The organism is Fictibacillus sp. WQ 8-8 (assembly GCF_024494405.1).
Taxonomy (GTDB): domain Bacteria; phylum Bacillota; class Bacilli; order Bacillales; family Fictibacillaceae; genus Fictibacillus_C; species Fictibacillus_C marinisediminis.
The window spans coordinates 151,854-165,850 of the sequence record NZ_JAMXKG010000007.1 but is presented as its reverse complement, the minus strand read 5'-3'; the positions used below and the strand labels follow the sequence as shown (position 1 = coordinate 165,850).

General features: G+C 41.5%; 13 protein-coding genes. All 13 read right to left on the bottom strand.

Going from position 1 to position 13,997, the window contains the following annotated elements:
* Positions 1–167: 167 nt before the first annotated feature.
* Complete coding sequence (locus M1K46_RS16920) at positions 168–707, bottom strand: DUF1641 domain-containing protein (RefSeq protein ID WP_062232220.1); 540 nt, start codon at positions 705–707, stop codon at positions 168–170.
* The gene (gene fdhF, locus M1K46_RS16915; protein WP_256226945.1) at positions 700–3,657 is read right to left on the bottom strand and encodes a formate dehydrogenase subunit alpha; all 2,958 of its coding nucleotides are present in this window, start codon (positions 3,655–3,657) and stop codon (positions 700–702) included. The genes M1K46_RS16920 and fdhF overlap by 8 nt, the downstream gene beginning before the upstream one ends.
* Positions 3,658–3,800: 143 nt before the next feature.
* The gene (locus M1K46_RS16910; RefSeq protein ID WP_053354247.1) at positions 3,801–4,166 is read right to left on the bottom strand and encodes an STAS domain-containing protein; all 366 of its coding nucleotides are present in this window, start codon (positions 4,164–4,166) and stop codon (positions 3,801–3,803) included.
* Positions 4,167–4,190: 24 nt separating this feature from the next.
* Positions 4,191–4,988, bottom strand: coding sequence for a hypothetical protein (locus M1K46_RS16905; protein ID WP_256226942.1), 798 nt, complete (start codon positions 4,986–4,988; stop codon positions 4,191–4,193).
* Between the two features lie 170 nt (positions 4,989–5,158).
* Positions 5,159–5,572: a general stress protein gene (locus M1K46_RS16900; protein WP_256226941.1), complete on the bottom strand. Its 414-nt coding sequence runs from the start codon at positions 5,570–5,572 to the stop codon at positions 5,159–5,161.
* A 93-nt stretch (positions 5,573–5,665) separates the two neighbouring features.
* The gene (locus tag M1K46_RS16895; protein ID WP_256226940.1) at positions 5,666–6,163 is read right to left on the bottom strand and encodes a hypothetical protein; all 498 of its coding nucleotides are present in this window, start codon (positions 6,161–6,163) and stop codon (positions 5,666–5,668) included.
* 315 nt (positions 6,164–6,478) lie between these two features.
* Positions 6,479–7,660: a MalY/PatB family protein gene (locus M1K46_RS16890; protein ID WP_091005758.1), complete on the bottom strand. Its 1,182-nt coding sequence runs from the start codon at positions 7,658–7,660 to the stop codon at positions 6,479–6,481.
* A 21-nt stretch (positions 7,661–7,681) separates the two neighbouring features.
* Positions 7,682–8,593, bottom strand: coding sequence for an NAD(P)/FAD-dependent oxidoreductase (locus M1K46_RS16885; protein WP_256226939.1), 912 nt, complete (start codon positions 8,591–8,593; stop codon positions 7,682–7,684).
* Between the two features lie 218 nt (positions 8,594–8,811).
* On the bottom strand, positions 8,812–10,092 hold the full coding sequence (gene egtB / locus M1K46_RS16880) for an ergothioneine biosynthesis protein EgtB (protein ID WP_234293181.1): 1,281 nt from the start codon (positions 10,090–10,092) through the stop codon (positions 8,812–8,814).
* Between the two features lie 88 nt (positions 10,093–10,180).
* Positions 10,181–10,657, bottom strand: coding sequence for a hotdog fold thioesterase (locus M1K46_RS16875; protein ID WP_091005751.1), 477 nt, complete (start codon positions 10,655–10,657; stop codon positions 10,181–10,183).
* 113 nt (positions 10,658–10,770) lie between these two features.
* Positions 10,771–11,592: a carbohydrate ABC transporter permease gene (locus tag M1K46_RS16870; protein WP_256226938.1), complete on the bottom strand. Its 822-nt coding sequence runs from the start codon at positions 11,590–11,592 to the stop codon at positions 10,771–10,773.
* On the bottom strand, positions 11,592–12,566 hold the full coding sequence (locus M1K46_RS16865) for a carbohydrate ABC transporter permease (protein ID WP_256226937.1): 975 nt from the start codon (positions 12,564–12,566) through the stop codon (positions 11,592–11,594). The genes M1K46_RS16870 and M1K46_RS16865 overlap by 1 nt, the downstream gene beginning before the upstream one ends.
* A gap of 76 nt (positions 12,567–12,642) precedes the next feature.
* Positions 12,643–13,938 carry an ABC transporter substrate-binding protein gene (locus M1K46_RS16860; protein WP_256226936.1) on the bottom strand — a complete coding sequence of 432 codons (1,296 nt, stop codon included), beginning with the start codon at positions 13,936–13,938 and terminating at the stop codon, positions 12,643–12,645.
* Positions 13,939–13,997 lie beyond the last annotated feature (59 nt).

The following is a 13,997-nucleotide window of genomic DNA, read 5'->3' as shown; positions in this document are numbered from 1 at the left end:
TTCTCTTTAATCCTTCCTAAATCTGCATAAAAGTGTAATAATACGGAACTTTTAGCGGATATTCAGAGGATGGAACGCGTCAAAGCAGAAATAAGCTAAAAGATTGTCGATAAATTTTAGGTAATTCCATAAAAAACGAACTCCCTGCTCAGGGAGTTCGTTTTCTATCATCCAAGATTTTTGCCTTTATCTTTTCTTTGAACCGTGAATTCTTCTGTGCTGCGTTCTTTATGCTCGGTCTTTTCGCCCATTCCTTTTAAAAATGTCATGAGAAGTGTTATGGAGCGATTGATTTCAGGATCTTTAAGTGCACGTAAAAGATCAAAATAACTTGTTTTTTCTTCGGTATCTTTGTGTTCGGCTACTTTGGCTGCCCCTGCGTTGACTTTCAATAAAAGGGGTTCAAGCTGTTTTACATCGAGAGTGCCCAATACACCCATCATCAAAAGAAGGTTTTTAAGAGTGTTCGAGGTCTCTGGCGTATCAGCAGTCTTAACCAAAATCTCAAGTACTTTGTCTCCTTGTCCGAACAGCCCGTTTAACAGAGAGATGATTCCTTTTTCATGCATATGATTGATAACACTGAGTGATTCCAGAAGTGCATCTTTGTTTTTAATCAAAGCATCTTCTACTTCTTTTAAGTCTCTGGTTCTCTGCTCTTCCTCTGTAACTTCCAGCCTCTTTATGATTTTCGTTGCTTTAGCCATCCTGCTTCATCTCCTTTTTTACAAGGTCACCAGGAAAAACGTAATCTTTTCTTGCCCATTTCTTTTGCACATTTACACCAATCTGCGGCTGTGGGTTTCCGTTCCGATGGTTGATTCTTGGGATAGGGTCGACTCCTTCAGTATTCAGGACTTCCAGCTTAGCCATGGCTTCCTTATAAGCTGGTGTATCGGTATCTTTATCAGCATAACTGCTTGTCAGAAGGTTGATCGCTGCGTCTCCGTTATCATTCAGCGGAAGGTAAACTTCTTTCCCTTTCACCCGATCGGTAATATGGCATCTCACTTTAACATTTCCATAAGGTGAAGTAAGGCGGACAAGAAAACCATTCTTCAGTCCGCGTTCCTCCGCAAGCTCGGGAGAAACCTCCAGGAAAACATTTGGTGTTTTTGAGGCGATTCCTTTTGCTTTATATGTCATATTCCCTTCATGGAAGTGTTCAAGCAGACGGCCATTGTTTACATGGATATCATATTCTTTTCCAAAATGGACTGGTTTTGTCCATTCTAATGGAAAAAGGTTGGCTTTCCCGTCAGGAAATGGAAAGTCCTCTGTAAATAATAGAGGCGTGTCCTTTCCGTCCACTGCCACTGGCCACTGCAAGCTTTTATACCCTTCAAGGCGTTCATAAGTTACTCCTGCAAATAAAGGTGCAAGAGGAGCAGCTTCCTCCATAATATCGCTAGGATGTTCATACTTCCAGTTTGCACCCAGTGAATTTGCTATATGTTGAATGATCTTCCAATCAGGTTTGGAATCACCTAAAGGCTCCAACACCTGATATAAACGTTGAATTCTTCGTTCAGTGTTTGTAAAGGTGCCTTCTTTTTCAAGGCTGGGGCTTGCAGGAAGAACAACATCAGCAAATTCTGCTGTCCTGGAAAGGAAAATATCCTGTACAACAAAAAACTCAAGCTTTTCGAATGCTGCATGTACATGGTTGATATTAGAATCAACGATTCCCATATCTTCACCTTTTAAATACATGGCTTTGAGTGTACCATCATGGATGCCAGCAACCATTTCATGATTATTTAAGCCGATTTTTTCCGGCAGCTTCACGCCCCAGGCCTGTTCAAAATTTTTTCGCACCTGCTCCTCTTCAATATGCTGATAGCCCGGAAGTCTGTTCGGCATGCTTCCAAAGTCACTTGCTCCCTGTACATTGTTATGCCCTCTAAGTGGGTACGTACCTGCCCCAGGCTTGCCATAATTGCCTGTAATGAGCATAAGGTTTGAAATGGCTGTACTCGTATCGCTTCCTGCACTGTGCTGTGTGACCCCCATGGCCCACAATACACAAACAGAATTCGCTTCATGAATCATTTCAGCAATTTTTATGATTTGTTCTTTCGGCATACCAGTCAGCTTTTCAGCATAGTCCAATGTAAATGGAGCAAGACTTTCAACATAGTTTTCTAATCCGTTCACCCTCTTTTGAATAAAGTCATTATCGGCCCAGCCCATATCAAGAATATATTTGGACACTGCTGACAGCCAGATAAGGTCAGTCCCTGGTGCTGGCTGGACAAACAAGTCTGAGCGTTCTGCCATCTCATGTTTTCTTAAATCAGCTACAATCAGCTTTTGTCCGTTCAGCTTATGTGAACGTTTAATTCTTGTGGAGAGTACAGGATGCGATTCAGAAGTATTTGTACCTATACCAATGACCAGTTCAGACATCTCAATATCTTTAATACCGCCCGAATCTCCGCCATGTCCAACTGTTCGAAACAGACCTAGGGTGGCAGGTGTCTGGCAATACCTTGAGCAATTGTCAATATTGTTAGTGCCGATGACAGCTCTCCCAAGTTTTTGCATCAAATAGGCCTCTTCGTTTGTGCATTTGGAAGAACTGATAAAACCAAGCGCATCTGCTCCATGGTCTTTCTTGATTTCAGAAAACTTTTCCGCGATCAGGCTAATCGCTTCATCCCATTCGGCTTCACGGAATCCGTCAGCTTCTCTGATCAAAGGTTTAATCAATCTTTCTTCACTGTTGACAAACTCCCATCCGAATTTCCCCTTAACACATGTGGATATCCCATTTGCCGGAGCTTCTGCCTGAGGTTCAACTTTGAGTATCTCTCTGCCTTTTGTCCAGATGTCGAAGCTGCACCCGACACCGCAATACGTACATACGGTTTTTGTTTTTTTGATCCGTTCCTCACGCATCGCAGATTCCATATCTGAAATGGCCAAAATGGATCCATAACCCGTTTCTACACTTTTTGTAATTTCAATCATGGGACGAAGGGTTTTACGGTCAATCCCGGTCATGTAGCCGGCCTCTCCTTCCATCCCCTTTTCCATCATGGCGTTGCAAGGACAAACGGTGGAACAATGGCCGCAGGATACACATGATGATTCATTGATCGGTACATCATTGTCCCAGATCACACGAGGGCGACCCCTTTCCCAGTCAATTGTCAGTGTTTCGGTGACCTGAACATCCTGGCAAGCTTCCACACAGCGTCCGCATAGAATACATTGGTCAGGATCATACCGGTAATACGGATGAGACTGATCCTCATCATACGGTTTATGCTCAAACGGGATGCTCTGATGGTTGACTTTCATTTCTTTTACCGTATTGTGTACTTCACATCCGCCGTTATTGTAATCACATACCGTACAGTATAATTCATGGTTATGTAATATCCGGTCCATGCCGATGACTTGTGCTTTCCTGACTTCTTCTGATGCTGTTTCAATTACATCTCTATTTTTTAAAGAAGTTGAACAAGATCTTACAAGCTCTCCGTTCACACTGACAATACAAGTATCACAGGTTTCAATCGGTCCGAGACTAGGGTGGTAACAGACACTGGGGACGTCAATGTCATGTTCTGAAAGAAGCTGTAGAACGGTTTGATCTGATTGGGTTGTTTTTTGAATGCCGTTAATTTTCACATGTATTGAATCTGACAATATCGCTCACCACTGCTTTCCTCTTAAATTGTTATAAACTATTCATTTCCTCACTACCCTTACCGTAAATCTTTAAACTTTTACTAAAAAAAGCATGCAGAACCGTACGGTTCTGCATGCTTTTCAAACTAGGATTTATGTTTTTAATTTTGGAGTCTTCCGTTATGTTCTTTTAATGATTCTAAACCTTTTTCTACATCAATGGCGGTTGATATATTTTTCATGGAAATTCCCATCTCATTCAGTGTAATGGCAACCAGTGGCTGAACACCCGTTACAATGACCCTGGCTCCCATCAGATCTGACATGTTGACAATATCAACTAGTATTTTGGCAATAAAGGAATCCACCAGATCGACCAAAGAGAGATCCATTACAATACCTCTAGCATTGGTAGATTGAATCTTTTTTAGAATATCTTCCTGAAGCTGTATTGCTGACTGATCGTCCAAATCTTCTTGAATGGAGACAAGCAATGAATCATTGACTTTTAGGATGGGTATACTCATTTTGAAAAAACCTCCCTATAGGTTTTAATGCAGCATGATTGAATTCTTTTGAGGATTGTACTCCAGATCAACTTGAATGATTTCATCCAGGTTCCGCATGAAATACGTTTTTTTATTAAGGCCTTTATTTTTTAAATATACGGCATGTTCGGGTTTCAGGCCGATCACATAACAGATTACGCCTACAAGATTCAGACTGTGTATGAGCTGTGAAAATGATTCAATGCCTTCACTGGTAAGTTTACCGACACTGCTGAAATCAAAAAATACCATAGTAAATTTTCCATCGTGTGCAATATTGGTTAGGGTTAAATGGTTTTCTCGAATCAATTCCGGATTGAGCTCGCCAGTAAGCGGAACTAGTCCTACAGAATCAGATAACTTAATAAAATGTGCAGAAAGCTCTAATATCCGTTTTAAAGATTGTTCAAGCTGCTCTTTCTGTTCAAGCAGTTCAAAATTGGTTTCAGCCAGCCGCTTGCACTGCTTTTCAATTTTAGATTCAAGATTCTTTAGTTTGTCCGTTTGTTCAATACAAACAAGGTAACCGATCCCTTCATTCCAGTGAATGGAACAGCTGAACAATGAATAAGGTGAATGAGCCGTCTGAAGAACCAGCTCAATTTCTTGCTGCCGTTTTTTAGAAACAAGAAATATCAAAGCTTTCTCACGGCTTTCGAGATCAACAATATCTAAAAAATTTCCTTTATTACAAAAAGTTTCGACTGATTTGTCGGATTGAGCCAAGATATTCATTTCTTTATCAATTTCAAAGTATGGAATGGGCATGTGCTTGATCTTTGATTGATATTCGTTAATCATCTTGCACCTCCTAGTCCTCCCCCTAAGGAAAACTTAGCGATAGCAGTCTGGATAGTAAAAGAGCGAGGAACTAAATTTCTTCCTCGCTGGATGCCTGTATAATATATTGTTAACAAACTTATAAACATAAAACCAGTTCCTCGCAGGTATGGAACTGGTTTCTGTTTTTGCTATGAATGAGGTGTTTTGTCATGCCCAAAGGTCTCGGACTCTGCTAGATTCTTTTCGCCCCTCGCATCAAATTGATAATCTGAGCGTGCCAGCATTAATATCTTCCCTGCTTCTAGTTCAGATGCATAGTTTATGGCTTTGTTTTCCGGGAGGCCTAGCCCAGCCAGTTTTTCTTCAAAGTTATTTGTATACGGATCATTCGAGAAAATATTTTTAATTTTTTGGAATATTGTTTCTTCTTGATTAATGATATCAACCGCAGCTCCCGTCCTCTTTTCGAGAGTATCTTTGAATCCATCATGGTTGATGACAAATGAGATTTCATCAATAGGATAACCGTCTGACTTCAACTGCTGTACAGCAATGACTGCTTCCTCATCATAATTAAAAACGCCCAGGACATTCTTGCCCATAAAGATTCCTCCTTTTAAAGCTTTTGGGTGTTTACATACCCGGGCGGGAGGTTTATAAACGTTGCTTTCTAACTTTCAAAGGAAATAATCATTTTAGCCATTCCAAACGATACTGCCAGATTTGCTTTCGTTATCCAATTGAACTGAAAAATGGTGCTTTTCATAAAAATGGACTAGCCGGTTTACGTGGTCCCAGTCTCTTGGAGCAATGTCCCCTTTTATATAAGGGATGTTTTGGTCCTTCGCCAGTTCCTTCAAATATCGTATACAAATTGAGCCATATCCCATGTTGGCGGGTCCCCTAATGTCTCCGATAAAGATACTATCATTGCTGTCATAAATGGCATCAATGGAAAAATCCCAAATTCCTTGAAAAGAAGTGGAGCAGTCATTCAGCATAATTTTACACTGATGTTTATTTTCCAATTTGTACACGATGGTCAGATGGTCATCTTTTGTCTGTTCGACCCCAAGGACATCCCACTTTTTAGCTATTTTTTTTAAATCATTCTGCATTCGAAGCACTTGAAATTCCAGACTGTTCCGCGCTTGTTCAACCGAAGCTGTTTCTCTTTCCATTACGTTATGCATCCTGACTTCCCCCTTTCTCTTTGATCGATTCACTTCACACAGTTTGCCATTTTACTAAGGATTCCTTAAGTTTTCAACTGATTTAGCACAGTAATTCTTTCCAATTGGCTTTTTTAAAGCATATTGTTGATTTTCAATCTTAAAGGGCCTCGCATACTGATGCTTAAAAGAGGCCCTCAAGTCTTTTACTCCAATAGGAAGGGGTGATAGCTGGCGATGATATGACGGCTCTTCAATCATACCCCACCAAAAACTTCATGGACTAACAGAGCTTTCCAATTAAAAAAACCCTGAATCAGATTCAGGGCGGTTTCATCAAATAACATTTTGTTTATTTATCGCTTTCTCTAATCTTGTTAATCCTTCTTTCAAGGTTTCAAGAGGACAGGCAATATTGATTCGTTCAAAGCCTTCTCCTTCTTTCCCGAAGATATAACCTTCATCAAATGCCAATTTTGCTACATCTTGCATAAAGCTCTCCAACTTTTTATGATCCATGTTTAGATTGGAGCAGTCCAGCCAAACTAAGTAGGTTCCTTCGGGTTCGATCACTTTAATTTGGGGAAGCTTCTCTTTTATAAAATTTTTCAAGTAGTCCAGGTTGCTTTCCAGGTATTCCATTAAGCCCTCAAGCCATTCTTCCCCATGCTGATAAGCAGCTTCCGCAGCAATGATCCCCAAAGATCCTGGTGAAAAAAAACCAATTGTTGCTAAATAATCACTAAATTTGTCCCTTAGTGTTTTATTCGGAATAATAATTGTAGAAAATTGAAGTCCTGCAAGATTAAACGTCTTGCTTGGAGCAATTCCTGTGATCGTCCTGTCCTCAATTTCAGGGGACAAAGAGGACAAGATCGTATGCCTGTACTTCTTATAGATCAGATCAAAATGAATGTCATCTGAAAAAACCAATACGTCATATTGAATGCAGAGTTTTGCCAATTTTCCCAGTTCCTCTTTGGTCCATACTCTGCCCACAGGATTGTGAGGGTTGCAAAGGAGCATCAATTTAATATTATTCGTCCGGAACTGTAACTCAAGGTCTTCAAAGTCCATTTCATAGGTTTCACCGTTATAGCGCAAAGAATTCCTGAAAAGTTTTCTATTGTTCTTTTTCACCATGTCACCAAACGGGTAATAAACCGGACTCTGGATCATCACCCCATCATTTTGGTCGGTATAGGTATGGATCGCTGCAGAAAGAGCAGGAACAACACCTGGGGTAAAGACGATCCAATCACTTTGAATGTCCCAGTTATGCCTTTTCTTCAACCAGTTTATGACGATTTGCTTTGTATCTTCTGTGGCCATAGAATATCCGAAAATACCATGGTCAATTCTTTGTTTCATGGCATCGATGACTGGCTGCGGAGCTTTAAAATCCATATCTGCCACCCACATCGGCAGTAGATCTTCTTTTCCAAATATCGCTTTCGTATGATCCCATTTGACGGAGTGGGTGTTCAATCTATCAATTCTTTCATTGAATGCTTTCATCCGTTCTGTGTTCCTCCCTTTCTAAGGCTCTATAGAACGAAGTCTTTTATGAATCCAAATCGCTGCCTGTACGCCATCTCCCATGGCTATGGCAACCTGCTCGGAGTGAGCGACAACATCTCCGGCCGCCCATACATTTTCGATATTGGTTTCTTTCGTTCTTGCATTAACAACGATGTGTTTTTTCTCAAGTTGAACCCCCAGCTTCTCTGCAAGTTCTGAATGTACCCTGTTTCCTCCAAAGGCAACAAAACCACGCTCACCCATTATTTTTTGACCATCTTTAAATAGGACTCCTTCAAATATTGACTCGTCCTTCACGATAATTTCCAGTATGGGTTTCGAGATGTGCAGAATGCCTAAGTCCTTTAAATCCTGAAGCGTTGATACATCCAATTCTTTTTGCTCATGGTTAATATATGTGATGTCTTTCGTCCAATAATTCAGCGTGATGGCCATTCCAGCTCCAGCCTGTCCTGAACCAATAACTATCAGTTTTTTATCTTCAACTTCATAGCCGTCACAGTCAGGGCAGATAAACATGGTTTCACCCAGACATTTTTTCAAATTTTCGATTCCTGCAGGGAGCCTGTCCATGACGCCAGTGGCAATCAATACGGTTCGGGTCTGCAGGAATTCCTGCTGATCAGTGGTTATGGTAAAGATGTTATCACTTTTATTCAACTTGGAGGCTTTTTGCTCCTTAAATATGACACCAACCCTTTCAGCCTGCTTCTTTCCACTTTGCCTTAACGTTTCTCCGCTTACTCCTTCAGGCCAACCCAGTATATTCCGGTAATTTTTGCACAAGTTGGATCTTCCATTATTGGAATCCAGTATAAGTGTTTTGTGTTTATAACGTCCTAGCTGAATACCTGCCTGTAATCCTGCAATTCCGCCGCCAATTATGATGCAATCATATGATTTTTCCATACTCTCCCCCGATCTTTTGCGAAAAGAATATTGTTTTTCTTACTTTCACTGCGCCGCCAAAGCTGAAACCTGAACATGATGTTTAGTTTAACCCAAATTAAGGCAAAGCATAGAAGTAAAGTAGAACGTATTGGAGGGGAACAATCATGGAAGAAAACAATGTGACGTGCACCTCTGTTGCAGAGCACTGCAGATGGCCAACAACGCAGAGGATCAGCTTATGTTCTCTTTCCGTCTTCAGCCAAACGAATGCCGCTGAACTGCCACCTTTTCTCCGGCTGAAAGAAGTTCCGGTAAGTCGGTCGGAAGTGTGAGGATGAGGTGGCACAGGATCCGCCTCTCAGCACCATCTGGTTACACATGAATTTTGCGTTGTACTCTCCGAGAGCTCCCTCATAAGGTTTGTTTCCAGGATAAGAAACGTAAGGGCTCTTCGTCCACTCCCACACATCGCCGAAAGTCTGATATAAGGGACCATCTTCATGTAAACCGGAAGAAACCGGATGATAGTTTCCACTTTCTGCAAAGTTCCCCTCCACTTTTTTCCCTGCCAGTGCATGTTCCCATTCCTGTTCTGTAGGAAGACGTTTACCTGCCCACCTTGCATAAGCGTCCGCTTCATAAAAGCTGACGTGGCATACAGGTTCATCGTGATCTAGCTTCTTCTCTCCACCAAGGGTATATACATGCCATTCATCATCCCTCTTAAACCAATACAATGGCGACTCCCATTGATTTTTACATACCACACTCCATCCGTCGGAGAGCCAAAACTGCGGTTTCTTGTATCCTCCATCCTCTATGAATGCCAAGTATTCTCCATTGGTAACAAGATGTGTGGCCAATTTGTATGGTTCGAGCCATACTTTGTGAAGAGGTGTTTCATTATCAAAGCAAAACATTTCACCATTGTTCCCGATTTCAAAGAGCCCGCTTTTTAGTTCAACATAAGTTGCAGCACCGGCAGAAGGTTTATTTCTCTCCTTTTGTTCTTGATAGGCCGGCAAAAAAGGGTTCTGAGATAAATTGTACTTTATATCTGTCAAGAGCAGTTCCTGATGCTGCTGTTCATGATGTAATCCGATCTCAAGAACCTGCAGCAGCTCTTTCTTCTTTTCTTCAGAAATGCCGGATTCCAGAAGATCAGCCATATGTACGTCAACATAACTGCGGTATTCAAACACTTCCTCAACCGAAGGACGAGTGATCAGACCTCTCTGAATTCTGGGATGAAAAGGGCCAACTGTTTCATAATAAGAGTTAAATAAATAATCGAACTGGTCATTAAACCCCCGGTAATCCTCGGCGAATTCTTTTAAAATAAACTTTTCATAAAACCAAGTTGTATGGGCCAGATGCCATTTAGGAGGACTGGTATCTTCCATGGATTGAATGATAAAATCCTCCAGATTCAGCGGCTGCACCAGCATTTCACTGAAAGATCGAACCGTCTGATAGCTCTTCAGCATTTTGTTCATTTCTGTTGCCTGCGTTTTCATACTTTACCTCCACATAACTGAACAGTGATTTTTAAAGGTTCATCTGTCGGTGGTACATTCCCTTCTTTCATAGAATGATAACCGATTTTTATAAGGATTCTGGTATTGGCTTTTCCATCTCTTCCACTGGAACAAAATATCCGCTTTTTCTATAGGCAAGAGCTTCCATTACAGCAATTAATTCTCCTTCACTTTCAACTCTGATGTTATACCAGGCGGTTCTGTTGTTTTTCTTTTCTTCAGAAGCAACCGCTTTCAGTTTAGCGCTTGCTCTGCCTGCTGCCATAAAATTCACCGTGGTGGAAAGTCCGACTGAAGTCTTCCCATAGGAATTGCATGCGGCAGCAAACACAAAATCAGCCAATGCAAAAATCACGGCTCCATGAGCGGTGCCGTGGGAATTTAACATGTGAGCTTCAACTTCAACCTCTGCTGTTGCTGTCCCTTCTCCTAGTTCCAATAATTTGATGCCTAAAAACTTTGCATACGGTTCATTTTCGAAGAACTCAAAAATTTCCTTTTTAAACGTTTTGTGAATGTTCTCTTCCGATCGTTTCTGATTCATGATAGTCCTCCTTAAACGTTCTTATAGCCAGTATATATAAAAGTAAGAATATTATAAAAAAATTTGCACAAAAAAACAGCCTGCTCTTGCTCGAATCAGACTGTTCTTCACTATTATCCTTTGACCGAACCTGCCAAAAGGCCTTTTACAAAAAATTTACCAAGGAAAATATAGACGAGAAGAGTAGGCAAAGCGGCCAATAAAGCACCGGCCATTTGAACATTCCATTGTACAATCTGACTTCCTGAAAGATTTTGGAGTGCTACCATGATCGGCTGCTGCGACGAAGTTGTAATCGTTACAGCAAATAAAAATTCATTCCATATGTTTGTGAACTGCCAGATTCCTACAACAACAAACCCGGTAATAGAGAGCGGTACGATGATATGCTGATAGATTTTAAAGATGCCAGCTCCATCAATCTTGGCTGATTCCATCATTTCCTCAGGTATGCTGGCGTAAAAATTTCTGAACATTAGAGTAGTAATCGGAATTCCGTATACTATATGAACAAAGATCAGACCCGGTATGCTGTTATAAAGGCCTACTTCACGCAAAAATTGAATGAGAGGGATCAAAATGCTCTGATAAGGGATAAACATACCGAACAAAATAGCGGTGAAAATCCAGTCGGCTCCTTTAAATTTCCACTTAGAAAGCACGTATCCATTTAACGAACCTAATAAAGCGGACAAAAGTGTCGCAGGAATCACCAGATAAATACTGTTCATAAAATTGGGGGAGAGTCTCTCGAACGCCTGCTGATAACTGCTGAAATCAAGTGAATGCGGGAGTTCCCACATTTGTGACAGTGTTATCTGGTCAAGCGGTTTCAGGCTCGTAATCAGCATGACATAGACAGGCATAAGATAGAAAAGACTTAAGATGATCAGCAAAACGTAAAGCAGGGTACGATAAACAGAGCGTACTGCCATCACGATTCCCCCTTTCTGCTTGAAATAAGGTAAGGTATGATAAAGACGGCAACGGTTACAAGCATGATGATGGAAATGGCAGCACCGTTTGCATAATAGTTGCCCCTGAATGTGGTCTCAAACATATAGACGCCGGGAACATCTGTGACAAAATTGGCTCCTGGCCCTGTCATGGCATAGATCAAATCAAAGATCTTTAACGATATATGGGCCATTATGATGACAACACTCACGGTTACCGGAGCAACGATTGGGAAAATGATTTTACGGTAGATCTGAAATTCGGAAGCACCATCCATTCGGGCAGCCTCTCTGATTTCTTCCGGGATGGCTCTCAATCCTGCTAAATACATTGCCACTGAAAACCCGGTCATCTGCCATGCAGCGGCGATGACGACTGCGATCACCGCAACAGGAACACCAAACTGAATTTTCCCCCATTCCACTCCAGGAATAATTTTTACTGAAGTATACCAAAGGGAATCCAGACCTAATTTCTTCAAAAAGAGATTGACCCCTGTTGCCGGATTCAGCAGCCACTGCCAGATGACGCCTGTAACAACAAAAGAAAGGGCCATAGGGAAAAAGAAAATATTTCTGAAGAGCCCTTCCCCGCGGATCTTTTGATCAAGGAATACAGCGAGCAACAATCCCATCACAAGAACAGCAAGAATAAAGAACACCGTGAAGAACAGTGTATTCCTTAAATCAGCCTGAAACCGGAAATCCTTAAACAAGAAAACATAATTCTTAAACCCAGCAAAAGACATGTCTGGAACAAGAGAGTTCCAGTTGGATAATGAAACATACCCGGACCAGGCGATGAATCCATAGACAAACACACCTACTGCCAAAATGGAAGGGAGAATAAAAACAAAAGACAAAAGCTGATCTACATTTCGTTTTTTCCGTTTCTTTGCTGAAACGGCTAATGAAGTGCCTGATTGAAGAGAAGGCAATATTTTGGGTTCCATCCAACCGTTCCTCCTTAATCTTTGTTGGTATTAAGAAAAGAGGAAGAGATGTCCTCCTCCTCTTTTCTCTCAATCCTTACTTTTTCAGTTCACTGCTCGCTTGTGTTAATGCATCGATCAGCTGGTTCACATTCTTTTGTGTTACAAAAATATTGACCGCCTGATTAGCTTTTGTTACAAATCCTTCAGGAGCGGCTGAACCATGTGCAAGGCTAGCAGCCAGCTGTGCCTCTTTAAATTCCTTAATCGTCTGTTTTCCGTATTCATCATACTTGGAAACATCCGCGTCAGTTCTAGCTGGTATAGACCCTTTTAATGGATTAAAAGCATCCTGGCCATCAACTGAGCCTAAAACAGATAAGAACTGCTTGACATCCTTTGCATTCTTCACACCTTTAGGAAGTCCGAACGTATCTGTGATGATCATAAACTGATTTTCTGTGCCTGGTGTCGGCACCCATCCGAAGTCTTCGTTCACTTTAAGCTTAAGATCATTCACGAAATAGCCTTTGGCCCAGTCTCCCATGATGTTCATCGCTGCATCGCCCTTGGCGACCATTTGAGAAGCATCCTGCCAGTTTCTTGAACTATGGTCAGAATTAATATAAGAAAGCATTTTTTTATACGTTTCAGCAGCCTTCTTCACTTTTGGGTCATCAAACTTCATTTCGCCTTTCCACAATTTCTGATAGTCTTCATTTCCCAGCGTTCCGAGAAGGACGTTTTCAAAAATCATGGTGGCTGTCCACGGCTCTTTATCCCCAAGGGCAAGAGGTGTTATTCCTTTTTTCTTTAATTGGTCAGCAACCTTGAAAAATTCATCAAACGTTTTTGGAGCTTCAAGATTGTTATCAGTGAAAATTTTCTTGTTGTACCAGAGAACGTTTCCGCGGTGGATATCTACTGGAACAGAGTAAATTTTCCCGTCTTTGCTGACCATGTCAATCAGCTGCTTAGGAAACTTGTCATTCCATCCTTCTTTGTCATACAGATCATTCAATGGCTCCATCTTGCCTGCAGCCACCCAGCCGTCGTTCAGTTCAGAACCGCCATGTACCTGGAAAGTAGCAGGAGGATCATTCCCCTGCATACGGCTTGCCAGTACTGCCTTGGCATTCGTGCCTGCTCCTCCGGCTACAGCCGCATTCTCGATTGGGATATCAGGATTTTTTTCTTTAAATAGCTTGATAAGAGCTTTTAATCCGTCCTCTTCACCGGCACCTGTCCACCAGCTGAAAATCTCCAGCTTGCCAGAGCTTTTCTTCTGATCACTCTGTCCCGAGCTGGATTGGCTGCATGCTGACAGAATCAAACTAAAAGCCAGTACAGCATAAATCCATACTTTCTTTTTCAAGTGAACCTCCCCCTTCATTTCCGTTGTTACCGCTTACATCACTAGTATAAAAAGGATTGGCAGGTTCTTGTTTGCCA